Here is a 24915-nt window from a genome sequence, read left to right as displayed (position 1 = left end):
CGCTTTCGCGAGCAGGCTCACTCCTACAGAGAAAGGGTTATTTCGATGGTGATTTATCAAACCACTCCAGCGCCGTGCGCCAGATGCAGATGCCGAGGAAGTACGCCGACATCAGCAGCCACAACCCCATCACCAACGGGTTGATCACCGGATGATTGAGCACCAGCGACAAACTGCACAGCAGCCAGACTGCCGTCACGGCAATGTTGATCGGCATAAAGCGGCGTACGCGGAACGGATGCAGAAATTTCATTCGCGTCACGGTCAGTAGCGCCAGGCCAATCACGGTCAGAAAGGTGATCCACGGCCCCGGCCCGATGATGTACAGGCACAGCGCGACCACGTTCCACGCGGCAGGGAAACCGACAAAGTAGTTGTCCTTGCTCTTCATGTTGACGTTGCAGAAGCAGAACAGCGACGACACCAGAATCAGCGACACGGTCAGCAACAGCGTGTAGTCGGGCAACGGAATGTAGCGATAGATGAACAGGGCCGGAATGAACACGTATGTCAGGTAATCGATCACCAGATCGAGGATCGAGCCGTCGAAACTCGGCAGCACCGATTGCACATTGACCTTGCGCGCCAGTGCGCCGTCGAGGCCGTCAACGATCAGGGCCACACCCAGCCACATCAGGCAATGGGTCGGCTGGTTTTCCAGCAGGGCGAGGGTGGCAAGGAAAGCGGTGACCACGCCGGTCGCGGTAAAACCATGGGCGCCCCATGCTTTGAGCCTGGCGATGTGTACGGTCGATATCACAGGGGCGTTCTCCAGAAAGTGATGCATGCCGGTTATCGTCCTTATGGGTAAGGGCGCCGGCAAACCGGGTCGGGGTTGCAGCTATCGACCGGTCTGGCCGGGATAAGGTTCACCCACCATGAATCTTAGCTGCCCGGCGAAAAAAATCCCGGCCCGACTCGCCTTGGTCTCGAGTGTCGGCCAAACGGTGCTGGCGCAATGGCTGTTGGGGTCTATCGTTGCCAGACGCAGTCACTGCCTATGCTTGAGGATGACGTCATGAACACCAGCGATTTGCTCGAACAACTGCTGCGAGGCCAGGCCTCGGCGGGACAACAAAGTGGCGCTTCGGCCGGGGCAGGCCAGGGTGGGCTCGGTGGCTTGCTGGGCGGTTTGCTCGGTGGCGGCAGTCAGGCCAGTGGTGGTGCAACTTCGGGCGGTGGCCTGGGCGGATTGGGCGGTTTGCTCGGTGGTTTGCTGGGCGGTGGCAGCGCGGGTGGCCTCGGCGGTGCTTTGGGTGGCGCGCTTGGCGGCGGCAGCACGCAAAGCCGATCCGGTGGCACCAACTATGCGGCGCTGGCGTCGCTGGGGATGATGGCGTATCAGGCTTATCAAGCCTGGCAACGCAGTCAGGCCAGTGCGGCACCGCAACAGATCCCGCAAACCGCCAATCTGCTCGCAGGTCCGGACGTGGAGGAGCACAGCCACGCGGTATTGCGCGCATTGATAGCGGCGGCCAAGGCTGACGGTCGCATCGATGACTCGGAGCAACAGATGATCAGTTCGGAGATCGCCAAGCACACCGACGATCCCCAGCTTCAGCAATGGTTCGATGCCGAAGTCGCCAAGCCGCTGAATGCCGCTGAAGTCGCGCAGTCGGCCCACGGAGATCCGGCGGTGGCCGCCGAAATGTATCTGGCCAGCGTCATGCTGGTAGACGATCAGCAGGACGCCGAGCGCAATTATCTGGATGAATTGGCGGCGGCGTTGCAGATCGATCCCGATTTGCAGGTGCACCTGGAGCAGCAGGCCAAAGGTCAGGCCTGAGGCAACGTCAAAAGATCGCAGCCTGCGGCAGCTCCTACGGGGCTTTATCCGCCGTTTGTCCGGGCAATTTTCACGTCGATTGAATTTTTCGCAGGCGCAGCCCCTCTGCTGCTGTAGAGGCGTGTGAATCAGCGTCCTGCCAATCGACCGAGACCATTGCCATGACTGTCCTGACAACCCTGCAATCTTCCCCCGCACATCCGCAGCCGGTGATGCCTGAAGGAAACCTGCGCGGCCTTCATCAAACCTTTTTGCTCGAGGAGAATGCTTACGCGCTGGCGCAGAGTTTTCTGCAAGAACAACTGCAACACGCCGCGCAGTTAACGGAGCAACTGCCCGCAGACCCCTCGACCTGGCATGCCTGGATGGCTGATCACTGCGCCGAGGTGGCCCGGCAATACGCCGACTATTTGCAGCAACGCAAGGCCGGTGGGCCACGACAATTTTTCACAAACAAGGCGCACGCGCTGTATTTCCTGCAAGCAGTCGCACCGACCAAACTGGTAGACGGCGCCTGGCTCTTCGGATTGTTGCCGCAATGGCGTGATCCGCGTTTCAGCGGTTTGCTGTGTACCTATCTGGAAGAGTTGGGCGAAGGCAATCCAGCGCAGAACCATGTGTTGATCTATCGCAAGTTGCTCGCCGAGCACGACCTTGAGCACAGCAGCGTCATCCCCGATGAGCGTTATCTACAGGGCACGCTGCAACTGGCGCTCGGTGTCTGTGGGGCAGAATTTTTGCCGGAGGTGATCGGCTACAACCTCGGTTACGAGCAACTGCCGCTGCACCTGCTGATCAGCAGTTACGAGCTCAGTGAACTGGGTATCGATCCGTACTACTTCACGCTGCACGTGACCATCGACAACGCCAGCACCGGTCATGCGCAGAAAGCCGTGCAGGCAGCGCTCGATCTGTTGCCGCTGGAAGCTGATCGCGCTGAATTTTTGCGTCGGGTATCGCTGGGTTATCGCCTCAATGACCTGGGACAGGGTAGCCGCGCGATCATCGAGGGCTTCGATCTTGAGCGCGAGTTGCTGGCGATGCTTGAGCGCAAGTGCCCATTCGCTCAGCACATGCATTCCGACTACTGCCGGTTCGACGGGCGTACCGTCAATCAATGGTTGGCCGAGCCGCAGCATTTGCCCGGTTTTCTCCAGGCGTTGCAAGACAAGGGCTGGATCAAACGCCACGAAGACCCGCAAGCCAGTCGCTTCTGGCAATTGATCGACGGCGACGGTGCAGCGATGTTCGGTGTGTTTGGCGCCTACGAAAAACAACTGGTGCACGACTGGATTGCCGGTGACTGGACGCCCGCCAGCAAACCCGGCGTCAGCCGTCGTCGTGCGCAGGGCAAGCCGCCTATCGAGGTGCCGGAACAGGATCCCGACGTTCAGCAACTCAACACCGCGCTGCAAGGGCAGGACGGACACGCGCAAATGGCCATTCTCATGCCTTGGCTGGCACCGGCGCGGCATGCACATCCGGCCGGGCTGCTCGCCACCCGCCGTTTCATCGAATTGAAATCCAGCCTGGGTTAAGGAATCTCAATGAATCAGGAAGAACAGCTGTCCACCAATGACCTTGCGCTGCTGCAACTCGGGCGGCGCTTGCAGGCTGACGGGTATCGTTTCATCACGCCAACGCCGCTGACGCATCAACGGGTCAACCAGCGTGACGAAGGGCAGGCCGTCGACAGCCTGCGTGACGTGTTCGGTTGGTCGCGTGCGTTCGAGCCGGGGTTGTTGTCTGCCGATGAGCAACGGCAATTGCAGGAGGCGCAGATCATTGATGCGTACGACGGTCGTTTTAAAAGTCGCGTGCGTTGGTCGAGCCTCGACGATTTGCTGTTCGTGCATTCAGCGTTCCCCACCGACGCTGCCGATGCGGTGTTTTTCGGCCCGGACACCTACCGTTTCGCGCAACTGATTCACGCGCATTTGCAGCAGAATTTCGCGCCGATCAAGCGCGCAGTCGATATCGGCTGCGGTGCTGGCGTCGGCGCGATTGTCATCGGCCGCGCTCGCCGCGAAGCCCAAGTGTTGGCGCTGGACATCAATCCTGCCGCGCTGCGTCTGACCGCGATCAATGCGGCGCTGGCGGAGGTCGCCAACGTCGAAACGCGGCACAGTGATGTGCTTCAGGGCGTTGACGGCGAGTTCGATCTGATCGTCGCCAACCCGCCTTATATGGCGGATCCGGCGGCGCGCGCTTATCGACATGGCGGCGGCACGCTGGGAGCGGGGCTGTCGCTGCGTATCGTCGAACAGGCACTCAATCGGCTGGCGCCCGGTGGCTCACTGTTGCTTTACACCGGCGTGGCCATGGTCGATGGCCGTGATCCGTTTCTCGATACGGTTTTGCCGCGACTCGATCAACAGCGCTTCGGCTGGACTTATCGCGAACTTGACCCCGATGTTTTCGGCGAAGAACTGCTCAACCCCGGTTATCAACGCGTCGACCGGATCGCCGTGGTGGCGCTGACCGTGACGCGAATAGGCTGAAAAAAGGCAGGTGTGCCCATGACCAGGAACCTCGACGACTACAACAGCATGCGCGACTTTTCGGCGACATCTGAACCGGCGGCGGTCAAGCGTGCCGGCAGTAAAAAGGCGCCTGATCATGCTCTGCAGTTCTGCATCCAGAAGCACGACGCTTCGCACCTGCATTACGACTTTCGCCTGGAACTCGATGGCGCACTGAAGAGCTGGGCGGTGCCGAAAGGGCCGTCGCTCGACCCCAAGGTCAAACGTCTGGCTGTGCATGTCGAAGACCATCCGCTGGATTACGCGACGTTCGAGGGCAGTATTCCCGAGGGGCATTACGGTGCCGGCGATGTGATTGTCTGGGATCGCGGCGTGTGGATTCCGCTCGAAGATCCGCAAAAGGCCTACGCCAAGGGCAAGCTCAAATTCGAACTGCAAGGCGAAAAACTCGGCGGAATCTGGAATCTGGTGCGCACGCACATGCCAGGAAAGAAGGAAAACTGGTTTCTGATCAAACATCAGGACAACGCGGCGCGGCCGCAGGATGACTATGACGTGCTGGTGGCCGAACCCGACAGTGTGTTGAGCGAACGCACGATTGTCGGCACGCCGAAACTGGCCGCTGAGCAAAGCAAGCCGGCCAAAAAAACCGCAACCAAACCGCGCAAGCAAGCGGCCGGCAAACTCACCGGCGCGCACAAGGCCAAGCTGCCGACGCAGCTCAAGCCAGAACTGGCGACGTTGGTCGACAGTGCGCCCGAAGGGCAATGGAGTTACGAAATCAAGTTTGACGGCTACCGGATCATGGCGCGCATCGATCATGAGCAGGTGCAACTGTTCACCCGCAACGGCCATGACTGGACGCACAAACTGCCGCAACAGGCCGAAGCACTGGCCGCATTGGGCCTCGAATCAGCCTGGCTGGACGGTGAAATGGTGGTCGCCAACGAGCATGGCGTGCCGGACTTTCAGGCGCTGCAAAACGCTTTCGAAGCCGGACGCAGCGGCAATATCCTCTATTACCTGTTTGATTTGCCGTATCTCAACGGCGTCGACCTGCGCGAAGTGCCGGTCGAGGAGCGGCGCGCAGCGCTGTCGACGGTTCTGGGGACGCAAAAGAACCCGTTGTTGCGGTTCTCCGAAGCCTTCGACGAAACCCCTGATGCACTGCTCAACAGCGCTTGCCAGATGCAAATGGAAGGCCTGATCGGCAAACGCCTCGGCTCACCTTATGTGTCCCGGCGCAGCGGCGACTGGATCAAGCTCAAGTGCAAACACCGGCAGGAATTCGTGGTCGTCGGCTACACCGACCCAAAAGGCTCGCGCAGTGCCTTCGGCGCCTTGCTGTTGGGCCTGCATGACCGTGACAGTGGCGAGTTGCGCTACGCCGGCAAGGTCGGCACCGGGTTCAACGAAACGACATTGAAAAGCATCCTCGCGCAATTGAAACCGTTGCAGACGAAGAAAGCGGCGGTCGTCAATCCGCCCTCAGGATTTGAGGCCAAAGGCGTGCACTGGCTCAAGCCGAAACTGCTGGCAGAAGTCGCCTTTGCCGAAATGACCAAGGACGGGTCAGTGCGTCATGCCGTATTCCATGGATTGCGCGACGATAAACCGGCCAAGGACATCACCGAGGAGCGAGCAAAGCCTGTGAAGACTCCCGAAACCAAAACAGCGGCAAAGAAGCCAGCGAAGACACTGGCGAAGAAAGCCTCGGCGAGTACGGCTGAAACCGCGCCGTCACAACTGGGTCTCGCCAGCGGCAAGGTCCGCATCACTCACCCGGATCGGGTGATCGACGCCGTCAGCGGTACTACCAAAATGCAACTGGCTGAGTATTACGCCAGCGTCGCCGAATGGATAATGCCGCAGCTCAAAGATCGTCCTGTTGCGCTGGTGCGCGCGCCGGATGGCATTGCCGGTGAGTTGTTCTTCCAGAAGAACGCTGAGCGTCTGGCAATCCCCGGCATCACCACGCTGGATAAGGACCTCACCGGTCAACCGGTCATGCTCATCAACAACGCCGAAGCGTTGATCGGCGCGGTGCAGATGAGCACGGTCGAACTGCACACGTGGAACGCCACCACCACGGATCTCGACAAACCCGACCGCTTCGTCCTCGACCTCGACCCAGACCCGGCGCTGCCGTGGAAAAGCATGGTCGAGGCCACCGCGCTGACATTGACCGTGCTCGATGAGCTAGGGCTCAAGGCGTTTCTGAAAACCAGCGGCGGCAAGGGCATTCACCTGGTGGTGCCGTTGACCCGCAAACTTGGCTGGGATGAGGTCAAAGACTTCAGCCACGCGATCGTCAGCCATATGGCCAAGCTGTTGCCGGATCGTTTTTCTGCAGTGTCCGGGCCGAAAAACCGCGTCGGGCGGATCTTCATCGATTACCTGCGCAACGGTCTGGGTGCCACCACCATTTGTGCCTATTCAGCGCGCACACGCGAAGGTTTGCCGGTTTCCGTGCCGCTGTTTCGCGAGGAAGTTGCCGATATCAAGGGCGGCAATCAGTGGAACGTGCACAACGTCCACGAACGATTGGCCGAGGTTGGCGACGAGCCGTGGGCTGATATGAAGAAAACCCGCCAGAGCATCACCGCAGAGATGCGCAAGCGGGTCGGCATGAAAAAGTGATCAGGCGTCGCGCAGCAAGTCGTGGGCGTTAAGCAGTTCGAAAGCGATTTCCGGGCTGTTGTTCAGTCCTCGGCGAATCGCGGTCGGAATCGATTTGCGCGTCTTGCGGCACAGCCCTGGAAGCTCGGCGATTTCGATTTCGATCCCGAGCATCGTACGTACTTCATGAAAGCCCGGCGAGACCTCTACACGAATCCCCAACTGCTCGAACATACGTTTTTGCAGATGCCTGAGATCGTCGAGGTCTTTGATTTTTTCCAGGCGCGCGAGAAGGACTTTTTCCTCCTCGCGGGTTAGACGCAGGATGCGCACATCCGCGCCGGGATTTTCCAGCAACGGATCGCGCCCGCAATCGCAGGCGCCGGGCGGGCAGGGTGAGCGCAAGCGCGCAATCGTCGTCATGGCCTCCATCATAGAGGGCGGCGGACGGTTTTGCCTATGCGCCATCAGCGGCCGTCCATCGGCCGCTGCATCCGTGGCGGCTACTGATTCAGGCCTTCGTAATGCACCAGAATCGCGTTCGCGAGGTCTTCATCGCTGGCGTTCAATCCAGGATTTTCCTGACGAACCTGTTGCAGCACCGACTCAAGATAAACCCCACGAATGGCCCCGCCACTGGCGACAAATGCAGACAAGTCGTCACGAGCCGGAATCACCATTTTGTGATCCTTGAAGGTCGAGTACAGCGACGCGGAGACACCCGCCGAGGTGGCGACATCACCCGCATCGACGCGGGCCAGCGCCGAGCCGACCGGCAGGCATAAGAGTAAAGAAGAAATGAGCACTAACTTGCGCATGACGGTGTTCCTCCACAAGCGCGAAGCAAAAAAGGAAGGACTGCATAATGTGAGAGGGGCGCGGTGAGCGGGAGTTCCGTGCGGTTGAGAACTGAGTACGGCGGGGGGATTGGATTGGTTTTTGAAGCCGTCTTCGCGAGCAAGCTTTGCTCCTACAGTGGCTCGGGGTAACGCGATGCTCTGAACATCCCGCAACTTTGTAGAAGCTGAGCTTGCTCGCGAAAGCGTCGGTTCAGACGATGCAGATGCTGCCTGTGCCGACGTCTTCGCGAGCAAGCTTTGCTCCTACAGTGGCTAGGGGTAACCGCGATGCTCTGAACATCCCGCAACTTTGTAGGAGCTGAGCTTGCTAGCGAAAGCGTCGGTTCAGACGATGCAGATGCTGCCTGTGCCGCCGTCTTCGCGAGCAAGCTTTGCTCCTACAGTGGCTCGGGGTAACGCGATGCTCTGAACATCCCGCAACTTTGTAGGAGCTGAGCTTGCTAGCGAAAGCGTCGGTTCAGACGATGCAGATGCTGCCTGTGCCGCCGTCTTCGCGAGCAAGCTTTGCTCCTACAGTGGCTCGGGGTAACGCGATGCTCTGAACATCGCGCAACTTTGTAGGTGCTGAGCTTGCTCGCGAAAGCGTCGGTTCAGACGATTCAGATGCTGCCTGTGCCGCCGTCTTCGCGAGCAAGCTATGCTCCTACAGTGGCTCGGGTAACACAATGCTCTGAACATCCCACAACTTTGTAGGAGCTGAGCTTGCTCGCGAAGAGGCCGGGTCGGCCAATATCCATTCAGACCGGGTTCACCTCAATCAGAATTTGAACGCCTGTCGCCCCACCAGCAACCACTTGCCATCCTGCTTCTGCCAGATCTGAAAGTTCTCGATCTCGGTCGGTATGACTTCAGTTCCCTTCAATGCCTGCGCTGAAAAGTGGTGACGCACCAGTGCCGTGTCGCCGGACAGGGTGATGGTCTGCTTTTGCATCTCAAGGGTCTTGAAGGCGCTCCTGCCGGTTTCAATGTCGGCGATGAATTCTTTCTTGTCCTGGATTTTGCCGCTGGAATGGCCATACGTCAGGTTGGGCGCGGTGAGTGCATCCAGTTCAGCAATGTCCTTGTGCAACATTGCCTGGGTCAGGTGATCGACCGCTTTGGCAACGTCTTGCTCCGCCGGGGCAGGGGCGGCCATGGCATATCCGCTGAAGCTAAAGAGCAAACCGATCAAAAGACGGGAATAAGTCATGTTGTTGTGTCCTTGTTGTTATGAGAGTTGATGACTGATCAATTCAAAATGTTAATTCATCAGTCATCGTACAACGTAGCAGATTGTTGGCCGATACGGCAGGGCTCCGCGTCTGGTTCTCCCGCGCAACTGCAGGGGCAGTCGAAAGGCTTCATTCAACGCCATTGCCGAGAGTCATGTTCGGCGGGCATCGGCCGATAAGTCCCTGAGCGGAAAAAGACTCTCAAGTCGGGAACAGACGCGCGGGTTTGCCCTGACGTGATATTCTTCGCGCCAACTTGGTTTGACCTTATTCAGTTTGCTTGCCTTCGGGCGGGCCGACGGAATCCCTGTCGCTCAAGTAGCTGAAGCCAATAATGATAAGAAGTCAGTTCAGAAGGGACATTAACTGAGGTCGATGCAACCTGTCGGCCTTGTGTGCCCACCCGTCAAAATTGAAGTGTGCCGGAATCTGCGACGCTAGCCTGAGCGTCATCAAAGCGGATCGCATACAGATAACAGCGGCGGGCGGAAGGCGTTTTATCATAGGTGCAACAGATGTTTAAGAAAGTGAACACAGCCTTGCTGGGTCTGGCTTTGGCGATGGGGATGACATCCGCCAATGCTGACGAAGCAAAGAAAGTCGATGTACTGCTGATCGGCGGCGGCATCATGAGCACCACCCTGGGTGTGTGGATCAATGAGCTGGAGCCAAGCTGGTCGATGGAAATGGTCGAGCGCCTTGATGGCGTCGCCCTGGAAAGCTCCAACGGCTGGAACAACGCCGGTACCGGTCACTCGGCGCTTGCTGAGCTGAACTACACCCCGGAAGACGACAAAGGCAACGTCACGATCCCGAAAGCCGTCGAGATCAACGAAGCGTTCCAGGTCTCCCGTCAGTTCTGGGCCTGGCAGGTTCAGCAAGGCGTTCTGAAGAACCCTCGCTCGTTCATCAACACCACTCCGCACATGAGCTTCGTGTGGGGCGATGACAACATCAAGTTCCTGAAAAAGCGCTACGAGGCCCTGCAAGCGAGCCCGCTGTTCGCCGGCATGCAGTACTCCGAAGACCCTGCTGTGATCAAGAAGTGGGTTCCGCTGATGATGGAAGGGCGCGACCCGAACCAGAAAATCGCGGCCACCTGGAGCCCGCTGGGTACCGACATGAACTTCGGCGAAATCACCCGCCAGTTCGCTGCCCATCTGCAAACCAAGCCTAACTTCGACCTGAAACTGTCGAGCGAAGTTGAAGACATCACCAAGAACGCCGATGGCACTTGGCGCGTCAGCTACAAAAACCTGAAAGACGGCACCAAAACCGAAACCGACGCCAAGTTCGTGTTCATCGGCGCTGGCGGCGGCGCTCTGCACCTGCTGCAGAAGTCGGGCATTCCAGAAGCCAAGGAATACGCTGGCTTCCCGGTAGGCGGCTCGTTCCTGGTGACCGATAACCCGGCCATCGCTGAACAACACCTGGCCAAGGCTTACGGTAAAGCTTCGGTTGGCGCACCGCCGATGTCGGTTCCGCACCTGGACACCCGTGTTCTGGACGGCAAGCGCGTCATTCTGTTTGGCCCATTCGCGACCTTCAGCACCAAGTTCCTGAAGGAAGGCTCGTACCTGGACCTGCTGACCAGCACCACCACCCACAACATCTGGCCTATGACCAAGGTCGGCATCAAGGAATACCCGCTGGTCGAGTACCTTGCTGGCCAACTGATGCTGTCGGATGAAGACCGCATGAACGCGCTGAAGGAATATTTCCCGCACGCCAAAGCCGAAGACTGGCGTCTGTGGCAAGCCGGCCAACGCGTGCAAATCATCAAGCGTGATGAAGCTGCGGGCGGCGTGCTGAAACTGGGCACCGAAATCGTTGCTGCACAGGACGGCTCCATCGCCGGCCTGCTGGGCGCATCGCCAGGCGCGTCGACCGCTGCTCCGATCATGCTGAGCGTGCTGCAGAAAGTCTTCAAAGACAAAGTGGCATCGCCAGAATGGCAAACCAAGCTGCACCAGATCGTTCCAAGCTACGGCACCCAGCTGAACAGCGATCCCGCCAAAGTGGCTGCAGAGTGGGCCTACACGGCTAAAATCCTCGAACTGCCGACGCCTCCAGTGATCGGTCAGGTAGCTGCTCCGGCTGCACCTGCTGCTGAAAAAGCAGAAGCCCCGAAGGAAAACGCTGCACGTGACATGGCTCTGTAACTAGAACCCTGACACACAAAACCCACTGAACCGGCGACGGTCAGTGGGTTTTTTATGCACTATCCCCCTGTAGGAGCTGCCGAAGGCTGCGATCTTGTGACTGTGATTTTAATAAACAGAATCAAAAGATCGCAGCCTTCGGCAGCTCCTACATTTTTGGTGGTCAGGGTTTGGCGGAGGCCAGATAGGCGCCGAGTCGCCGGCCCATTTCTTCGCCAAGCGCCTGCAATCCACTCAGCGGTCGCACCATCACTTCAAACTCGACAATCTTGCCGCGCTCATCAAAGCGGATCATGTCGATGCCTTTGAGCTCCTTCGCCCCCACCTTGGCGCTGAATTCCAGAATCACATTCAAGCCATCCGCTGTCGCCAGTTCACGGTGGTAATGGAAATCCTCAAACACGCCGAACACCGTATTGAGGATCATCGACACCACCGGCGCGCCGGGGTAAGGCGTGTGCGCCATCGGTGAGCGAAATACGGCTTTTGCATCAAGTAACTCGGGCAGGGCGCTCAAGTTGCCGGTGCGGATCATCTCGTGCCAGCGGTTCAGGGAATCGGCGACGTTGGCTTGCAGCTTCAACTCAGTCATGGGCACTCCGGTTATTTTTGTTGTTGTTCAGACGATGGCGATGACTGTAGATCAACACGCGAGCAGGGCAACCTTGCAGCAGTCCCCTGAATATCGCCCCATGCACATCCTGGAGCTGCCGCAGGCTGCGATCCTTTGCCTTTCAATCTCGAAGAAAAGATCAAAAAATCGCAGCCGCGACAGGATCAGATTTCATCTGATACGCTTTTTTCGTTTCAATCTGACTCTGTAACCGGCTCAGTCACAGGCTCAGAATAGCTGCGTAGTCTGGTCACTCGCGACAGTTCTTCATCCCGAAGCGTCCGGTGCACCGCAAGCTCAGCATTGGAGAGAGCAACATGAACAAGATGGCTTTTTTTCTCGGCGGATTTCTGACATTGACCATTCTGATCGGCTTGCTGGCGACCATTTCTCCGATTTGACCTCTCAACGACGTCCGAACGTGTGAAGTCCACAGGTTTTGCGCATTAATCATGTTTTAATTCCGCGCCAAAAAACTGCAAATGGACTTCACTCTCATGGCCGAACGGCGTATCCGTGCGCTCGCACTCTGTGTCTTTCATAACAAAGGCCGGATCCTCGTCAATCAGTTTCACGACCCCGTCACACAGCAGACCATCTACCGTCCTGTTGGCGGTGGCATCGAATTCGGCGAAACCAGCGCCCAGGCGATTGCCCGAGAAGTCGAGGAGGAGTTGGGCTTTGCGATGAGCGAGCTTCGCTTGCTTGGGACGCTCGAAAGTCTGTTCGTTTACAACGGCAAGCCTGGCCACGAGTTCGTCCAGGTGTATGACGCCCACTTCGCCGATACCAGCCTCTATGAGCGATCCCACCTTGAGGGGCACGAAAGTGACGGCGCTGCCTTCACCGTGCGCTGGCACAACAGCGCCAGCTTCAGCGAGCAGACACCATTGGTGCCGGTGGGCCTGGAGAGTCTGCTGAAGAACGCCGGGTTGCTTGATTGAATTCAGCGGAAGTTCACGACACCTTCCGCCCCGTTGCAACGTGCAACGCCTCTCTCCTTCAAACCCACCGGGATGAATCGCTCATGGACTGGCCGGGCGCAGTCCGCAGACGATCCGCTGGGTGCGCAGATGGCCGAGGTCGACAGGTGCGAAATGACTCTCCCTTCTCATGTAGGAGCTGCCGCAGGCTGCGATCTTTTGATCTTGAAAAAACAACATCAACAGATCGCAGCCTGCGGCAGCTCCTACAGAGGGAGATCAGGGCGCGCCGAACAGCATCGTCCAGTAAACCCCTTCATCACTGCGCGCCTCACTGGCAAACCCGGCCCCGACCTGGGTGAACATCGGGTTCATCAGATTGGCGCAATGCCCGGGACTGGCCAGCCAGCCGGCCATCGCCTTGCCTGGTGAACTCTGTCCGGCGGCGATATTTTCGCCGATCTGCCGGCCGCGATAGCCCGCTGCTCTGGCGCGATCTGCCGGCAAATCACCGTCCGGATCACGGTGGGCGAAGTAATTGCCGTACGCCATGGCTTTACTGTGGCCCTGAGCCGCTGCGCCCAGTGCAGCATTCCAGCTCAGCGGTCGTGTTGCGGCGAAACGCTGGCGCCCGCACATTCTTGGTCGCGCGCGCGCGGCGTTGACTTCGGCGAGCAACGCTTTGCCGACGCTGCGGTTATCCGCCACACGATTGTCGAGCACCGGTTGCGCCAGTACCACTTGCCATTCGCTGCGAGTGCGACTGATGCCGATGTCGGCGTAGGTCGCATCGAGCAGCGCGCCGCAATAGTCGCTTTGCAGTCTGTCGAAGGCTTCTTCTGCATCCTGCGCACCGACGATGCGAATACTGCGCACTGCCACCGCCGAATACCCCGATGATTTCAGCGCCTCGCGCATGCCGCCGCCATAGCGATAACCGTTCGGCAGCAGCAGATTCGACTTCAGCGCCAGCGGCGCCAGGCGTTGCGCGGGACGCCTGTCACAGCGTTGCGGGTGGGCGCGGTAGTCATTGATGGCTGCCACCAATTGTCGTTCCGAACCGGCATGGGCGGTGGCGGCGAACAGCGGGGAAAGGATCAGCAGGCACAGCGAAACGAGGCGAGACGAACGAACGGCGTGGCGCATGGAGTGGATGGCTCGGGAGGAGGAAAAGCGGCGCGAGTAGGACTGGGGTTTTTTAACTTGGTTCAGAGCGGCAATGGCAAATGAATGGATATTGGCTGGGCTGGCCTCATCGCGCGCACGCTTTGCTCCTACCAGGATCACGCAATAGCGTAGGTGCAAAGCTTGCTCGCGAAAGCACCCGGCCAGACGCTGCAGCCCTCACCGATTCAACATGTCTTCCATCCACCGCCAATATTCCCCGCGCTCGGAAATCGAGTTATGCCCTGAATCCGGCACAATCTTCAGCGTCGCCACGCCTTTGGGGAAGTTCTCCAGCAAGCGTTGCGTACTGTCCCGCGCAATCACCTCGTCGTCACTCGCGCCCAGCAGCAACGTTGGCACGCGAAGATGCGCAGCGTATTTGCCCGACTCGTAGCGATCCTTGAGCAACCATTTCACCGGCACCCACGGATACTGTTTCACGGCGATTTCTTCGAGGCTGTTGTACGGCGTCACCAGAATCAGTTTTTCCACCGGCCGTTGACTGGCCAGGCGCACCGCGACGCCCGAGCCGAGGCTGCGCCCGATGATGGCAACCTGCGGATGGCTGGCGTACACCTGATCAAACAGCGCCAGCGCATCCTCGGCAATCGACTCCTCGGAAGGCGAACCGCCGCTGCCACCGAAGCCACGGTAATGCAGGAAATACAACGCGTAATCGGGAAACGCTGCGGCGAACTCCGGCGGGTTGCGCGAGACGTCTTCGGCATTGCCGCCGAAATAGATCAACGCCCGCGCCCCGACGCGTTCGCGCGTGGACACCCAGATCTCTGCGTCGGGCATCGATAGCTTCAGCCGAGACTGTGCAGAATCGACGGCGGCGGGCTGCGGAAAATAGATCAATGAGCGCTGAAAAAAGAACATCGCCGCACACAACGCCAGGTACACGGCGACGATCAATACGACGAGTGACATCAGGGTTCGGGACATTCGGCTACTTTTAACGGGTATGAAGGTGTGCTGTCGCAGTGTAGTCCAGCGGTCAGGCCAGACTGCCTGCGCACACAACATGCAACAGATCCACGCAACGGGGTCACCAGCATGCACCACACTGAAGGGTACTCGCGCCGCCGACTGCTCACGCTGGCTGCCGGCGTTTCGGCAGTTTTCACGTTTGACCGGGCGCTGGCCACTGCCACGTTGCCGAGCGCCTCAGGAGTCCAGACCATGCAGACCCGCGCCATCCCTTCCAGCTCCGAGTTGCTGCCCCTGATAGGGCTGGGCACCTACCGCGGCTTCGATGTCGCGCCCGGTGACACAGCCTATAAACAACTGCCAGCGGTGCTCGACGAGTTGTTCAGGAAGGGTGGCACCCTGATCGACAGTTCGCCGATGTATGGCCGCGCCGAAGAGACCACCGGTGAGTTGCTGTCGATCCACGAACCGCGCTCGCCGGCCTTCCTGGCCACCAAGGTGTGGACGCTCGGGCGCGAGGAGGGTATTGCGCAGATGGAAAAATCCTTCAGCCTGCTGCGCACCGATCGCATCGACTTGATGCAGATCCACAACCTGCTCGACTGGCAAACTCATCTGCCCACTCTGCGCGATTGGAAAGAGCAGGGGCGCATCCGCTACATCGGCATCACCCATTACACGCCCTCGGCTTACGATGAAGTGGAAGCGGTGTTGCAGGCTGAAAAAATCGACTTTCTGCAAATCAACTACGCCCTCGATGACCGTGGTGTGCAGAAACGCATCCTGCCGTTGTGCCGTGAGCGCGGCGTAGCGGTGATCTGCAACCGGCCGTTCGGCGGCGGTGGCTTGCTCGCGCGCCTCAAGGGCAAGCCGCTGCCGGGGTGGGTGTCGGATGTACAAGTCAACAGTTGGCCGCAACTGGCGCTGAAGTTTTTGCTCTCGCACCCGGCAGTGACGTGTGTCATTCCGGGAACGAGCAATCCGCGCTACATGGCTGACAATGCCGGTGCCGGGTTCGGGCCTATGCTGACGGATGCGCAGCGCCAGCAATTGATTGCGTTGGTGGGTTAGTCAGTCACGCCCAGACCTGGAGCGCGCGGCCCGGCACCTGCGACAAGCCCTGTAGGAGCCGAGCTTGCTCGCGAAAGCGGCGTATCAGCCAGCAACAGTGTCGACTGCAATGGCGTCTTCGCGAGCAAGCTCGGCTCCTACAGAAAGCGGGGCTGGTTGTTGGGTCAGGGACGATAACGTAACGCCTCCAGCAACAACGCGAATGCCGGTGCGGCCTGGCGTCGGCTCGGGTAGTAAAGGTGGTAACCGGCGAAGGTCGGGCACCAATCTTCCAGCACTTGCACCAGGCGGCCGTCGGCCAGATACGGTGCGACGATATTCTCCGGTATATAGCTCAGGCCGAATCCGTCCAGCGCGGCGTCGAGCAACGGGTAGACGCCGTTCAGGATGATTTGCCCGGACACCCGCACTTTCAGGCTTTCGCCATCTTTCTCGAACTCCCAGCTGTAGAGCCCGCCATTGGTGGGCAGACGCAGATTGTTGCAGGCGTGGTCGGTCAGCTCACGTGGAGTTTTCAGGGTGGGGCGGCGGGCGAAATAACCGGGTGAGCCAACCACCGCCATGCGCATGTCCGGCCCGATGCGGGTGGCAATCATGCCCTGCGCAACGTCTTCGCCCAAACGAATGCCGGCGTCGAAACCCTGACCAGCGATGTCGACAAAACCGTAGTCGCAGCTGACTTCGACGGCAATATCCGGGTACTTCGGCAAAAACACCTTAAGTACCGGGCGCAACAGCCAATCCAGTGAATGGTCAGTAGCATTGATGCGGATTTTGCCAGCAGGTGTTTCGCGCAGAGTGCTCAGGGCCGCCAGTTCCAGTTCGATCTCTTCGAAACGCGGGCCGATGGTCTGCATCAGGTGTTCGCCGGCCTCGGTGGGCGAGACGCTGCGGGTGGTACGGGTCAGCAGGCGCAGCCCCAAGCGGGCTTCGAGGGCGCGAATGGTGTGGCTGAGCGCCGATTGCGAAACGCCGAGCTTGGCGGCGGCTTTGGTAAAGCTGCGCTCGCGTGCCACGGCAAGAAAGGCGAGCAGGTCGGTGGCGTTTTCGCGAAGCATTGATGAGTGTCCTGCATAAGTTTTTTCGAATTCTAGTCGATTATTCGCAGAGTACCGACCGGTAAAGTGAACGCACTGTTCATTTGGAGACACCGTCATGAATCCGCTAACCGCTTCCGCGCTGACGCTTTCCCTGCTGGCTGGCGAAGTTCAAGCCAATGAAAATCCGCGTGTGACCGTGATACCCAATGGTTCTCAACCTTCGGCCCGTGGCCCGGCGGATTGGTTCACTGGCACGGTGCGCGTCGACGCGCCATTCAAGGGTTCTGATGAGGCGCGAGTCAGCGGCGCCACCGTGACCTTCGAACCGGGTGCGCGCACGGCGTGGCATACGCATCCGCTGGGGCAGACGTTGATCGTGACTGCCGGGGCTGGTTTTGTGCAGGAGTGGGGTCAGCCGGTTAGGGAAATCCGTCCGGGTGATACGGTATGGATTGCGCCGGGTGCCAAGCATTGGCATGGCGCACTGCCGACGACGGCGATGACGCATATTGCGATTGCTGAAATGCTCGACGGTAACGTCGTGGAGTGGATGGAGCAGGTGAGCGATCAACAGTATCCGCACACGAATTAACGGTATTACCAGTGCACGACACACCTTGTGGCGAGGGAGCAAGTTCCCTCGCCACAAGACATCGCCATGGCTTCAGATCATCTCCGGCAATGAAGAGAGGATTTTGTCGAGGGTGATCGGGTAATCCCGCACCCGCGCCCCGGTAGCGTTGTAGATTGCATTGGCCACCGCCGCACTGACGCCGCAAATGCCCAGTTCGCCGACACCCTTGGCCTTCATCGGCGAGGAAATCGGGTCGGTCTCATCGAGGAAAATCACCTCTTGATGCGGGATGTCGGCATGCACCGGCACCTCGTACCCCGCCAGATCATGGTTGACGAAAAAGCCAAGTTGCTTGTCCACCGCCAACTCCTCCATCAACGCCGCGCCGACGCCCATGGTCATTGCGCCGATGACCTGACTGCGTGCTGCTTTGGGGTTGAGAATCCGGCCCGCCGCACACACCGCGAGCATGCGTCGCACGCGGACTTCACCGGTCGCCGCATCCACCGCCACTTCAACGAAATGCGCACCGAAAGTCGACTGCTGATACTGCTTGGCGAGGTCGGCGAATTCGATGCTGTCCTCGGCCTCGACGGCGCCATTTTTTGACGCATCACGCAGCGGCAGGGTCTTGCCGCCGGCGCGCACCTGACCCTCGGCGAATTCGACTTCACCGCCGGTCATGCCCAGCTTCGTTGCCACGGCCTCACGCAGTTTCATGCACGCGGCGTACACCCCGGCGGTCGAGCAGTTGGCGCCGAATTGGCCACCGGAACCGGAGGACACCGGGAAGCTCGAATCGCCCAGATGTACCGTCACATCCTTCAGTTCAACGCCCATCATCTCGGCCGCGGTCTGCGCGATGATCGTATAGCTGCCAGTGCCGATATCGGTCATGTCGGTTTCCACCGTGATCCTGCCATCGCGCTCCAATCGCACGCGCGCGCCCGACTTGATCAGCAGGTTGTTGCGAATGGCCGCTGCCACGCCCATGCCGATCAACCAACGCCCTTCGCGGCGCATACCCGGTTGTGCATTGCGCTGGCTCCAGCCGAACTTGTCGGCACCGGTTTGCAGGCATTCAATCAAGCGTCGTTGGGAAAACGGCCGCTCGGTTTTTACCGGGTCGACCTGGGTGTCGTTGAGGATACGGAACTGAATCGGATCGAGTTTCAACTGCTCGGCCATTTCATCCATGGCGATCTCCAGCACCATCAACCCCGGGGTCTCGCCGGGTGCGCGCATGGAATTGCCTTCCGGCAGGTCGAGCGGTGCGAGGCGCATGCTGACCTGCCGATTCGCGGCGGCGTACAGCAATTGGCTGGGCTGCGCGGCGACCTCGACTTTGCCATCGGCGAGATTGCCCGACCAGCCCTCATGCGCGATCGCCGTGAGTTTGCCGTCCGCCGTCGCGCCCATACGGATGCGCTGAATGGTGGCGGGGCGATGCGTGGTGTTGTTGGCCATTTGTGGACGGGCGAGGGCGACCTTTACCGGTCTGCCGGCCATGCGTGCGCCCAGGGCGGCGAGAATGGCATCCGCGCGCACAAACAGTTTGCCGCCGAACCCCCCGCCGATGTAGGGCGAAATCAGCCGGACATTTTCCTTGGGTAAACCGAGGGTGGTGGCGATGTCGTCGACGCTCCAGGCGATCATCTGATTCGACGTCCACAGCGTCAGCTGATCGCCTTTCCACGCGGCCAGCGTGGCGTGCGGCTCCATCATCGCGTGGGACTGATCCGGCGTCGTGTAGGTCTGATCAAACTGCACTGGCGCGGCGGCGAAAGCCTTGGAGAAGTCGCCGTGACTGACGTCGGGCAGTTCTTCTTTCGGCTCGACGCCTTGGTCGCGCACGCTGGCCAGATCGAATTGACCTTTGGCGGCAACGTAATCGACCTTGACCATTTGCGCAGCGGCGCGGGCCTGTTCGAATGTCTCGGCAACTACCAGCGCGACAGCCTGGTGGTAATGCTGGATGTCTGGCCCGGCCAACAAATGCGCAGCGTTGTATTTGCCTTTGCCGAGCTTGCCAGCATTGGCCGCCGTGACGATGGCCAGCACACCGGGCGCGGCTTTGGCCTGCTCAACGTCAAGGTTGTTGATGCGGCCTTTGGCAATCGCTGAGCCGACCATGAAACCGTAAGCCTGATTGGCCACGGCTTCGTGCTGTTCGTAAGCGTAGGGCGCCTGCCCGCTGGTCTTCAGCGGGCCTTCGATGCGGTCGGTGGGTTTGCCGATGACCTTCAATTGGTCGATCGGGTTGGTAGTGGCGGGCGTATCGAATTTCATGCCTGCTCCCTCGCTTGCGCCAACACCGAACCGAGCGTGCGCTCGACCAGGGTCAGTTTGAATTGGTTGTCGTGGGTGGGCGTAGCGCCATCGAGCAGACGTTCGCTGACGGCTTTCGCGCCGTCGGGCAGCAGCGCTTCAGCGGCTTCGACCCGCCACGGTTTTGGTGCGATGCCGCCGACGGCGACGCGGCCGGTGCCGTCCTTTTGCACAATCAAACCGACCGAGACCAGCGCGAACGCATAAGACGAGCGATCGCGCACCTTGTGATAAATGTGCGTGCCACCGAGCGGTGCGGGCAAGGTCACGGCGGTGATGAATTCACCGGGGGTGAGGCTGGTTTCGACATTCGGCGTGGTGCCCGGCAATTGATGAAAGTCGACCATGGCGATGCGGCGAGTGCTGCCGTCAGGTTTCACCGTTTCTACCTGTGCATCGAGCGCACGCATGGCGATGGCCATGTCGCTGGGGTGAGTGGCGATGCACGCGTCACTGACGCCGATGATTCCCAGTTGCCGGCTGACCCCGCCAATCGCTGCGCAACCGCTGCCGGGTTTGCGTTTGTTGCAGGCCTGGTTGACGTCATAAAAGTACGGGCAGCGTGTGCGTTGCAGCAGGTTGCCGGCGGTGCTCGCCATATTGCGCAACTGGCCGGAAGCGCCGGCCAGCAAGGCGCGCGAAAGCAGGGCGTAGTCTTTTCGGACGCGGCTGTCGGCGGCCAGATCGGTATTGCGCACCAACGCGCCGATGCGCAAGCCGCCCTCGGCTGTGGCTTCGATCTGATCCAGCCCCAAGTGGTTGACATCAATCAGTTGCAGCGGAGTTTCGATGTCGAGTTTCATCAAATCGAGCAGGTTAGTGCCGCCGGCAATGAACTTCGCACCGTCTATTTGAGCGGCTAGCGCGGCGGCTGCGGCAGGCGAGTCGGCGCGGTGGTAATTGAACGGTCTCATGCCGGCACCTCCGCGACTTCGCTGATGGCTTCGATGATGTTCGAGTAGGCACCGCACCGGCAGATATTGCCGCTCATGCGTTCCTGAAACTCAGCGGCGATCAGTTGTGGCGGCTCAGTCAGACTGGCGCTGACATGACTGGGAATGCCGTCGCGGATTTCCTTGATGACAGCGACCGCCGAACAGATCTGCCCGGGCGTGCAATAACCGCACTGATAGCCATCGTGTTTGATGAACGCGGCTTGCATCGGGTGCAAGCTGTCGGGCATGCCGAGGCCTTCGATGGTGGTGATCGCGCTGCCTTCGTGCATCACCGCCAGGGTCAGGCAGGCGTTGATCCGCCGACCATCGGCGATCACCGTGCAAGCGCCGCACTGGCCGTGGTCACAGCCTTTTTTAGTGCCCGTCAGGTGCAGGTTTTCGCGCAAAGCGTCGAGCAGAGTGGTGCGATTGTCGACCTCTAACGCCCGTGGCTTACCGTTGACGTTGATGGTTACTTTGCTCATGGCCGGTTGCTCCAGATTGGCCGCATAGGCCTTGAGGCTGATGAACGGTGGCATCGCGAACGCCGTCGCGGTGACGGCGCCGAGGATCAAAAATTTGCGTCGGGAAATCGTCATGGTTCGATTCCTGTTCTCTCTTCATCAGGGCAGCAGGGTTGTGAATGGCCCGCTGAGGCACGCCGGCATGCTTGCCAGTCTCGTTCTACGAGTGACTGCTAGAGAAAGGAAAAGGTTTTTGCGGATTTTCGCTATAAAGTTATGCGCACAGCTCATCAATCTTTTTTAAAAAGCAAAATCGAAAGACCGCAACCTGCGGCGTAGACGGCGACAAACGGTCGGTAGTGGCCACTGAATCAACGCCGGTTTGACCGGTCGTATCTGCGGCTGCGCGCACCGCGTCCTGAAGGCGAGGGCAGCGCAGACCGATTCCGTCGTCAAGAACTTGGTTTTAGGGAAGTGTTGAATGAAGCGCGCTACAACGATGCTGCTGACCGTAACCGCCGCCGTATTGCTCGGTGGCTGTGTGGCGGATTTTGATGATGACCACCGTCATGGCCGGCACTACGATCGCGACCACGGACGCAATTACGACCATGACCGCCGTTGGGATGACCGCGATGATGACCGCCGCGACGGCCGTCGTTACCGTGATCGCGATGATGATTGATTGAACCGAAGAGGGCGCCCCGCAATGGGACGCCCTTTGTTGTTAAAAATGAGCGCTCGCCCGGACGCTGGATCGCGCAGGCACTGAGGCCTCGATGTCCAGCAAATGGGTGGCGAGTATGTCGCTCAGAAAGCGGAACTGATCGTTGATGCCGACCACTTCATTGTTGAAATGATTGCTGGCGGCGGGCATCAGCAGATCTTCGAAATCTTCGTTGAACACCAGTGCCTGGGTTTTGTGCGACACCGCGTGCTGGTCGTAAAAATTGCTGCCGAACACCGGGAAACTCACGGAGAGGGTGACGTGGGTGTGAATCATGCTGTGAACTCCTCGTTGCGTTTCGGATGGGGCAATCGTGCCTTTGGAGGGCGGCGTACGGAAGGCAATCGTCGCGATGGTGTATATCGACAGCATTGATGATTCGGGTTTTACGTTGTTGCTGATGGCCTCATCGCGGGCAAGCCTTGCCCCTGCAGATGTGGCGCGGCCCCTGTGGGAGCAAGGCTTGCCCGCGATGGGGCCCTTGAGAGCAGCGTCAAACAACCAGACCAACGGCCCGACTCGCCCACCTATACTCAAATCTGCCTGCCAATCATTCAAAGGACTCAACCACCGTGAACCTGCGCGCGCTGCTGATCGCCGCACTGTTTCTGCTGGCCGGTTGCGCGACGTCGGTGCGAGCCCCGGTGGCGCCAACGCGGGCCGTGATGGTCTCACCGTCCACCTGGCAGCAGATCGACCGCGAAATCGTCAGCGCCTCGCAGCAGTCCACCGAGCAGGTCAAGCTGTTCGCCCGTGGCTCGATGGAACATTGGCGCATTCGTGTCTATGAGCAAACTGAAGAAAATTTCATCCCGTGGTTCAGCAGCTACTGGACCCAGGAATGGCTGTCGATGAAGGTCAGTTGGTACACCATGAGCGCCAGCGGCGAACAGGACGCATCGGCCAAACGTCTGGCGGCGTATCTGCTTGAGCAGTATCAGGAAAGGGTGCTGGCGCCGGTGGCGGTGGAGATTGATCCCGACGCCATCCTTGGCCAGGCCACAGCGTTTTATGCGCAACTGATGGCGCAGCAGATGCCGCTCATCGCCCAGCGTCACAGCGTGCCGATTGCGCAGCTCAATGCCCGGTTGCAGAAGGTTCCGGCCATTTCCCTCGGTCCACCACCCGCGCGCGATGCATCGTTGTTTCAGGTCATCAGCACCGAACCGCTGAACACGCTGCCGGCGTATGCCGCGCTGATCGACAAGATCCACACCGACGGCGGCGCCAAGGGCATCGCCTCGACGGACGCCGGCATGGCACCTGTAGCGAAAAGAGCCAGCCAGCGAATGGAGGCGGAAATGGCCCCGCGCGGTGCTGCCAGCGCCGTTGCCGCCGCCGCAGGCAAGCTGGTCGGCGGGCTGATCTCGGTGGGCGTGGTGGGCATCCGCGCGATCCTCCAGGCCAATGACCGCCCCGACAGCGAGGCGCTGATTCGCAGCAGCCTGGGCAATACCTTCGACAAAGCCTGGCTGAAACTGGTGCAGAGCCCGACCACCGGGGTCATGGCTGGCACGCTGCACATGGCCGGGAAAGTAGAAGGCAGCCTTGGCGGGGGCGCAGAACCGTCGGTCGGACGGGGCGTGGAGAATGTCGAATGGCGCCCGCCGGATTCGACTACTCAGCAGATCGAACCCACCGTACAAGGAGAATAATCATGGCTTACATCGATATTTTTGTTGCACCGGTTCCGACCGCCAATCGTGAGCAGTACAAAAAACACTGTGAGATCGCTGCGAAACTGTTCAAGGAATACGGTGCAACGGATGTCGTTCAGTGCTGGGGCGATGACGTGCCGGAGGGCAAAGTCACGTCATTCCCGATGGCGGTAAAACTCAAGGACGGCGAGACGGTTTCGTCCGGCTGGCTGATCTGGCCAGACAAAGCCACCCGCGACGCCGGCATGGCGAAAATGATGGAAGACCCGCGCATGCAACCGGACGTCAACCCGATGGGGTTTGATGGCCAGCGCATGATCTTTGGCGGGTTCAAGAACATCCTTGAATCCTGAACCACGCACACATCCCTGTAGGAGCTGCGGCACGCTGCGATCTTTTGATCTTTTTTTACAATCAACATCAAAAGATCGCAGCGTGCCGCAGCTCCTACAGCGAATGTTGTCACTCGGAGGAGGGGTTGATTCGGCAGCTTTTGCGCTCGCGAATCTGCTCATCCGTCGGGCGTTCGCGGACGAATTCGAAGCGCGGCTCACCCTCGCTGTAATGCACCAGCCAGCCCCACTCCAACTCGGCTTCATTCTGCCCGGGGTTCGGCGGTCTGGCCCACCACGGCTCTTTGCTGAGGATCTCGCGCATGGCAGCCTCCGGTTGATGGCAATCCTTGAACTATAGCTTCCTGTCACGAGTCGTCAGATCAGGCTGTGTAGAATCGGGGCGAAGACGATGAGCGAAGGAGCAGGGCCATGATCGATGAAGCGCGCAGGGATGAACCGTGCAAACGACTGTTTTTTGCGTTGGATTGCCCTCCGGCGCAACGCAAGGCAATTGCTCAGTGGCGTGCTGATCTGGGCTTGCGAACCGGTAAACCAGTGCCGGCGGACAATTTTCATCTGACACTGCTGTTTCTCGGTGCGGTGCCGTTGGCGCAAATCAATGAGGTCTGCGAGGCCGCCGGCCAAGTGCGTACACCGGGTCAGGCCTTACGGATTTCGCTGGATCGTTTGCAGGTCTGGCATCGCTCCGGGGTGCTGTCGTTGGCACCGGAGCAGGCACCACAAGCGTTGCTGCGGCTGGTTTATGCGCTGGAGCAAGCGATGTTGCCGTTCGGCTTTGAAGAGTCGGCACGTGAGTTTCGCCCGCATCTGACATTGGCTCGGGACTACCGAGCCCCGGAGCCGGAATCCGCTACACCTGCAGAGTTTTTCCTGCGCGCTGAACGGTTTGCCCTGTTCGAATCGCACAAGGGCCGCTACCGGGTTTTGCAGGATTGGCCGCTGGCTTGAGCCCACAAAAAAAGGCGCCCGAGGGCGCCTGAAGTTCACCTGAGCCGAGGGAGCCAG

25 protein-coding genes are annotated in these 24915 nt (G+C 59.6%); 12 read left to right on the top strand and 13 right to left on the bottom strand.

Features of this window, described 5'->3' with window-relative positions:
* Nucleotides 1-37: 37 nt before the first annotated feature.
* Complete coding sequence (pcsA, locus tag JFT81_RS08950; RefSeq protein WP_201227124.1) at nucleotides 38-760, bottom strand: phosphatidylcholine synthase; 723 nt, start codon at nucleotides 758-760, stop codon at nucleotides 38-40.
* A gap of 258 nt (nucleotides 761-1018) precedes the next feature.
* On the opposite strand from pcsA, the gene JFT81_RS08945 reads away from it, so the two are divergent.
* From JFT81_RS08945 to ligD, 4 genes are all read left to right on the top strand, one after another.
* Nucleotides 1019-1786 carry a tellurite resistance TerB family protein gene (locus JFT81_RS08945; RefSeq protein ID WP_201227002.1) on the top strand — a complete coding sequence of 256 codons (768 nt, stop codon included), beginning with the start codon at nucleotides 1019-1021 and terminating at the stop codon, nucleotides 1784-1786.
* A 161-nt stretch (nucleotides 1787-1947) separates the two neighbouring features.
* Nucleotides 1948-3324 carry an iron-containing redox enzyme family protein gene (locus tag JFT81_RS08940; protein WP_201227001.1) on the top strand — a complete coding sequence of 459 codons (1377 nt, stop codon included), beginning with the start codon at nucleotides 1948-1950 and terminating at the stop codon, nucleotides 3322-3324.
* A 9-nt stretch (nucleotides 3325-3333) separates the two neighbouring features.
* The gene (locus JFT81_RS08935) at nucleotides 3334-4287 is read left to right on the top strand and encodes a class I SAM-dependent methyltransferase (protein WP_201202540.1); all 954 of its coding nucleotides are present in this window, start codon (nucleotides 3334-3336) and stop codon (nucleotides 4285-4287) included.
* Between the two features lie 18 nt (nucleotides 4288-4305).
* Nucleotides 4306-6909 (top strand): DNA ligase D, encoded by a 2604-nt coding sequence (gene ligD, locus JFT81_RS08930; protein WP_201227000.1) that lies wholly within the window; start codon nucleotides 4306-4308, stop codon nucleotides 6907-6909.
* Here ligD and JFT81_RS08925 read toward each other — a convergent pair whose 3' ends face one another.
* The 3 genes from JFT81_RS08925 to JFT81_RS08915 all read right to left on the bottom strand — a co-directional run bounded on the left by JFT81_RS08925 (nucleotide 6910) and on the right by JFT81_RS08915 (nucleotide 8937).
* On the bottom strand, nucleotides 6910-7311 hold the full coding sequence (locus tag JFT81_RS08925; protein WP_201202542.1) for a hypothetical protein: 402 nt from the start codon (nucleotides 7309-7311) through the stop codon (nucleotides 6910-6912). It lies immediately after the preceding gene.
* A gap of 80 nt (nucleotides 7312-7391) precedes the next feature.
* Nucleotides 7392-7706 carry a DUF2388 domain-containing protein gene (locus tag JFT81_RS08920; protein WP_201202544.1) on the bottom strand — a complete coding sequence of 105 codons (315 nt, stop codon included), beginning with the start codon at nucleotides 7704-7706 and terminating at the stop codon, nucleotides 7392-7394.
* Nucleotides 7707-8505: 799 nt separating this feature from the next.
* The gene (locus JFT81_RS08915) at nucleotides 8506-8937 is read right to left on the bottom strand and encodes a nuclear transport factor 2 family protein (RefSeq protein WP_201226999.1); all 432 of its coding nucleotides are present in this window, start codon (nucleotides 8935-8937) and stop codon (nucleotides 8506-8508) included.
* Nucleotides 8938-9474: 537 nt separating this feature from the next.
* Here JFT81_RS08915 and mqo point away from each other — a divergent pair.
* Nucleotides 9475-11121 carry a malate dehydrogenase (quinone) gene (gene mqo, locus JFT81_RS08910; RefSeq protein WP_201226998.1) on the top strand — a complete coding sequence of 549 codons (1647 nt, stop codon included), beginning with the start codon at nucleotides 9475-9477 and terminating at the stop codon, nucleotides 11119-11121.
* 163 nt (nucleotides 11122-11284) lie between these two features.
* Here the strand turns inward: mqo and JFT81_RS08905 are convergent, their stop codons facing one another.
* On the bottom strand, nucleotides 11285-11713 hold the full coding sequence (locus JFT81_RS08905) for a nuclear transport factor 2 family protein (protein ID WP_201226997.1): 429 nt from the start codon (nucleotides 11711-11713) through the stop codon (nucleotides 11285-11287).
* Nucleotides 11714-12231: 518 nt separating this feature from the next.
* Between JFT81_RS08905 and JFT81_RS08900 the strand changes: the two genes are divergently transcribed.
* Complete coding sequence (locus JFT81_RS08900) at nucleotides 12232-12678, top strand: NUDIX hydrolase (RefSeq protein ID WP_201227123.1); 447 nt, start codon at nucleotides 12232-12234, stop codon at nucleotides 12676-12678.
* Between the two features lie 258 nt (nucleotides 12679-12936).
* Here the strand turns inward: JFT81_RS08900 and JFT81_RS08895 are convergent, their stop codons facing one another.
* Nucleotides 12937-13803 (bottom strand): CAP domain-containing protein, encoded by an 867-nt coding sequence (locus JFT81_RS08895; protein WP_201226996.1) that lies wholly within the window; start codon nucleotides 13801-13803, stop codon nucleotides 12937-12939.
* A 198-nt stretch (nucleotides 13804-14001) separates the two neighbouring features.
* A complete protein-coding gene (locus JFT81_RS08890) occupies nucleotides 14002-14772 on the bottom strand; it encodes an alpha/beta fold hydrolase (protein ID WP_201226995.1) in 771 nt (256 codons plus the stop codon).
* A gap of 111 nt (nucleotides 14773-14883) precedes the next feature.
* On the opposite strand from JFT81_RS08890, the gene JFT81_RS08885 reads away from it, so the two are divergent.
* On the top strand, nucleotides 14884-15828 hold the full coding sequence (locus JFT81_RS08885) for an aldo/keto reductase (RefSeq protein ID WP_201226994.1): 945 nt from the start codon (nucleotides 14884-14886) through the stop codon (nucleotides 15826-15828).
* Nucleotides 15829-15992: 164 nt separating this feature from the next.
* Here JFT81_RS08885 and JFT81_RS08880 read toward each other — a convergent pair whose 3' ends face one another.
* On the bottom strand, nucleotides 15993-16886 hold the full coding sequence (locus JFT81_RS08880; RefSeq protein WP_201226993.1) for a LysR family transcriptional regulator: 894 nt from the start codon (nucleotides 16884-16886) through the stop codon (nucleotides 15993-15995).
* Between the two features lie 97 nt (nucleotides 16887-16983).
* Here JFT81_RS08880 and JFT81_RS08875 point away from each other — a divergent pair, with 97 nt between their 5' ends.
* Nucleotides 16984-17460 carry a cupin domain-containing protein gene (locus tag JFT81_RS08875; RefSeq protein WP_201226992.1) on the top strand — a complete coding sequence of 159 codons (477 nt, stop codon included), beginning with the start codon at nucleotides 16984-16986 and terminating at the stop codon, nucleotides 17458-17460.
* A gap of 72 nt (nucleotides 17461-17532) precedes the next feature.
* Here the strand turns inward: JFT81_RS08875 and paoC are convergent, their stop codons facing one another.
* From paoC to paoA, 3 genes are read right to left on the bottom strand one after another with little or no spacing between them, the layout of a single operon-like run.
* A complete protein-coding gene (gene paoC / locus JFT81_RS08870; protein WP_201226991.1) occupies nucleotides 17533-19731 on the bottom strand; it encodes an aldehyde oxidoreductase molybdenum-binding subunit PaoC in 2199 nt (732 codons plus the stop codon).
* Nucleotides 19728-20684, bottom strand: a complete 957-nt coding sequence (locus tag JFT81_RS08865; RefSeq protein WP_201226990.1) for a xanthine dehydrogenase family protein subunit M — start codon at nucleotides 20682-20684, stop codon at nucleotides 19728-19730. Before JFT81_RS08865 ends, paoC begins: the two co-directional genes overlap by 4 nt.
* A complete protein-coding gene (gene paoA, locus JFT81_RS08860; protein WP_201226989.1) occupies nucleotides 20681-21304 on the bottom strand; it encodes an aldehyde dehydrogenase iron-sulfur subunit PaoA in 624 nt (207 codons plus the stop codon). The genes JFT81_RS08865 and paoA overlap by 4 nt, the downstream gene beginning before the upstream one ends.
* A gap of 346 nt (nucleotides 21305-21650) precedes the next feature.
* Here paoA and JFT81_RS08855 point away from each other — a divergent pair, with 346 nt between their 5' ends.
* Nucleotides 21651-21854, top strand: coding sequence for a hypothetical protein (locus JFT81_RS08855; RefSeq protein WP_201202566.1), 204 nt, complete (start codon nucleotides 21651-21653; stop codon nucleotides 21852-21854).
* Nucleotides 21855-21896: 42 nt separating this feature from the next.
* Here the strand turns inward: JFT81_RS08855 and JFT81_RS08850 are convergent, their stop codons facing one another.
* Nucleotides 21897-22172 carry a hypothetical protein gene (locus JFT81_RS08850; protein WP_201226988.1) on the bottom strand — a complete coding sequence of 92 codons (276 nt, stop codon included), beginning with the start codon at nucleotides 22170-22172 and terminating at the stop codon, nucleotides 21897-21899.
* A 296-nt stretch (nucleotides 22173-22468) separates the two neighbouring features.
* Here JFT81_RS08850 and JFT81_RS08845 point away from each other — a divergent pair, with 296 nt between their 5' ends.
* A complete protein-coding gene (locus tag JFT81_RS08845) occupies nucleotides 22469-23551 on the top strand; it encodes a hypothetical protein (RefSeq protein WP_201226987.1) in 1083 nt (360 codons plus the stop codon).
* Nucleotides 23552-23553: 2 nt separating this feature from the next.
* Nucleotides 23554-23907: a DUF1428 domain-containing protein gene (locus JFT81_RS08840; protein ID WP_201226986.1), complete on the top strand. Its 354-nt coding sequence runs from the start codon at nucleotides 23554-23556 to the stop codon at nucleotides 23905-23907.
* A gap of 109 nt (nucleotides 23908-24016) precedes the next feature.
* Here JFT81_RS08840 and JFT81_RS08835 read toward each other — a convergent pair whose 3' ends face one another.
* On the bottom strand, nucleotides 24017-24211 hold the full coding sequence (locus tag JFT81_RS08835) for a hypothetical protein (protein WP_201226985.1): 195 nt from the start codon (nucleotides 24209-24211) through the stop codon (nucleotides 24017-24019).
* A gap of 107 nt (nucleotides 24212-24318) precedes the next feature.
* Between JFT81_RS08835 and thpR the strand changes: the two genes are divergently transcribed.
* The gene (thpR, locus tag JFT81_RS08830) at nucleotides 24319-24858 is read left to right on the top strand and encodes an RNA 2',3'-cyclic phosphodiesterase (protein ID WP_201202574.1); all 540 of its coding nucleotides are present in this window, start codon (nucleotides 24319-24321) and stop codon (nucleotides 24856-24858) included.
* The last annotated feature ends 57 nt before the right edge of the window (nucleotides 24859-24915 follow it).

The sequence above is a fragment of the Pseudomonas sp. TH43 genome, from assembly GCF_016650635.1.
In the GTDB taxonomy this organism is placed as follows: domain Bacteria; phylum Pseudomonadota; class Gammaproteobacteria; order Pseudomonadales; family Pseudomonadaceae; genus Aquipseudomonas.
The sequence above is the reverse complement of the archived record's forward strand: the minus strand, read 5'-3'. Positions and strand labels throughout refer to the sequence as shown.

Excerpts from the sequence above, each read along its gene's own strand:
- JFT81_RS08945 (WP_201227002.1), top strand. The coding sequence starts at position 1,019 with ATGAACACCAGCGATTTGCTCGAACAACTGCTGCGAGGCCAGGCCTCG.
- JFT81_RS08940 (WP_201227001.1), top strand. The coding sequence starts at position 1,948 with ATGACTGTCCTGACAACCCTGCAATCTTCCCCCGCACATCCGCAGCCG.
- JFT81_RS08935 (WP_201202540.1), top strand. The coding sequence starts at position 3,334 with ATGAATCAGGAAGAACAGCTGTCCACCAATGACCTTGCGCTGCTGCAA.
- ligD (WP_201227000.1), top strand. The coding sequence starts at position 4,306 with ATGACCAGGAACCTCGACGACTACAACAGCATGCGCGACTTTTCGGCG.
- JFT81_RS08925 (WP_201202542.1), bottom strand. The coding sequence starts at position 7,311 with ATGACGACGATTGCGCGCTTGCGCTCACCCTGCCCGCCCGGCGCCTGC.
- JFT81_RS08920 (WP_201202544.1), bottom strand. The coding sequence starts at position 7,706 with ATGCGCAAGTTAGTGCTCATTTCTTCTTTACTCTTATGCCTGCCGGTC.
- JFT81_RS08915 (WP_201226999.1), bottom strand. The coding sequence starts at position 8,937 with ATGACTTATTCCCGTCTTTTGATCGGTTTGCTCTTTAGCTTCAGCGGA.
- mqo (WP_201226998.1), top strand. The coding sequence starts at position 9,475 with ATGTTTAAGAAAGTGAACACAGCCTTGCTGGGTCTGGCTTTGGCGATG.
- JFT81_RS08905 (WP_201226997.1), bottom strand. The coding sequence starts at position 11,713 with ATGACTGAGTTGAAGCTGCAAGCCAACGTCGCCGATTCCCTGAACCGC.
- JFT81_RS08900 (WP_201227123.1), top strand. The coding sequence starts at position 12,232 with ATGGCCGAACGGCGTATCCGTGCGCTCGCACTCTGTGTCTTTCATAAC.
- JFT81_RS08895 (WP_201226996.1), bottom strand. The coding sequence starts at position 13,803 with ATGCGCCACGCCGTTCGTTCGTCTCGCCTCGTTTCGCTGTGCCTGCTG.
- JFT81_RS08890 (WP_201226995.1), bottom strand. The coding sequence starts at position 14,772 with ATGTCCCGAACCCTGATGTCACTCGTCGTATTGATCGTCGCCGTGTAC.
- JFT81_RS08885 (WP_201226994.1), top strand. The coding sequence starts at position 14,884 with ATGCACCACACTGAAGGGTACTCGCGCCGCCGACTGCTCACGCTGGCT.
- JFT81_RS08880 (WP_201226993.1), bottom strand. The coding sequence starts at position 16,886 with ATGCTTCGCGAAAACGCCACCGACCTGCTCGCCTTTCTTGCCGTGGCA.
- JFT81_RS08875 (WP_201226992.1), top strand. The coding sequence starts at position 16,984 with ATGAATCCGCTAACCGCTTCCGCGCTGACGCTTTCCCTGCTGGCTGGC.
- paoC (WP_201226991.1), bottom strand. The coding sequence starts at position 19,731 with ATGAAATTCGATACGCCCGCCACTACCAACCCGATCGACCAATTGAAG.
- JFT81_RS08865 (WP_201226990.1), bottom strand. The coding sequence starts at position 20,684 with ATGAGACCGTTCAATTACCACCGCGCCGACTCGCCTGCCGCAGCCGCC.
- paoA (WP_201226989.1), bottom strand. The coding sequence starts at position 21,304 with ATGACGATTTCCCGACGCAAATTTTTGATCCTCGGCGCCGTCACCGCG.
- JFT81_RS08855 (WP_201202566.1), top strand. The coding sequence starts at position 21,651 with ATGAAGCGCGCTACAACGATGCTGCTGACCGTAACCGCCGCCGTATTG.
- JFT81_RS08850 (WP_201226988.1), bottom strand. The coding sequence starts at position 22,172 with ATGATTCACACCCACGTCACCCTCTCCGTGAGTTTCCCGGTGTTCGGC.
- JFT81_RS08840 (WP_201226986.1), top strand. The coding sequence starts at position 23,554 with ATGGCTTACATCGATATTTTTGTTGCACCGGTTCCGACCGCCAATCGT.
- JFT81_RS08835 (WP_201226985.1), bottom strand. The coding sequence starts at position 24,211 with ATGCGCGAGATCCTCAGCAAAGAGCCGTGGTGGGCCAGACCGCCGAAC.
- thpR (WP_201202574.1), top strand. The coding sequence starts at position 24,319 with ATGATCGATGAAGCGCGCAGGGATGAACCGTGCAAACGACTGTTTTTT.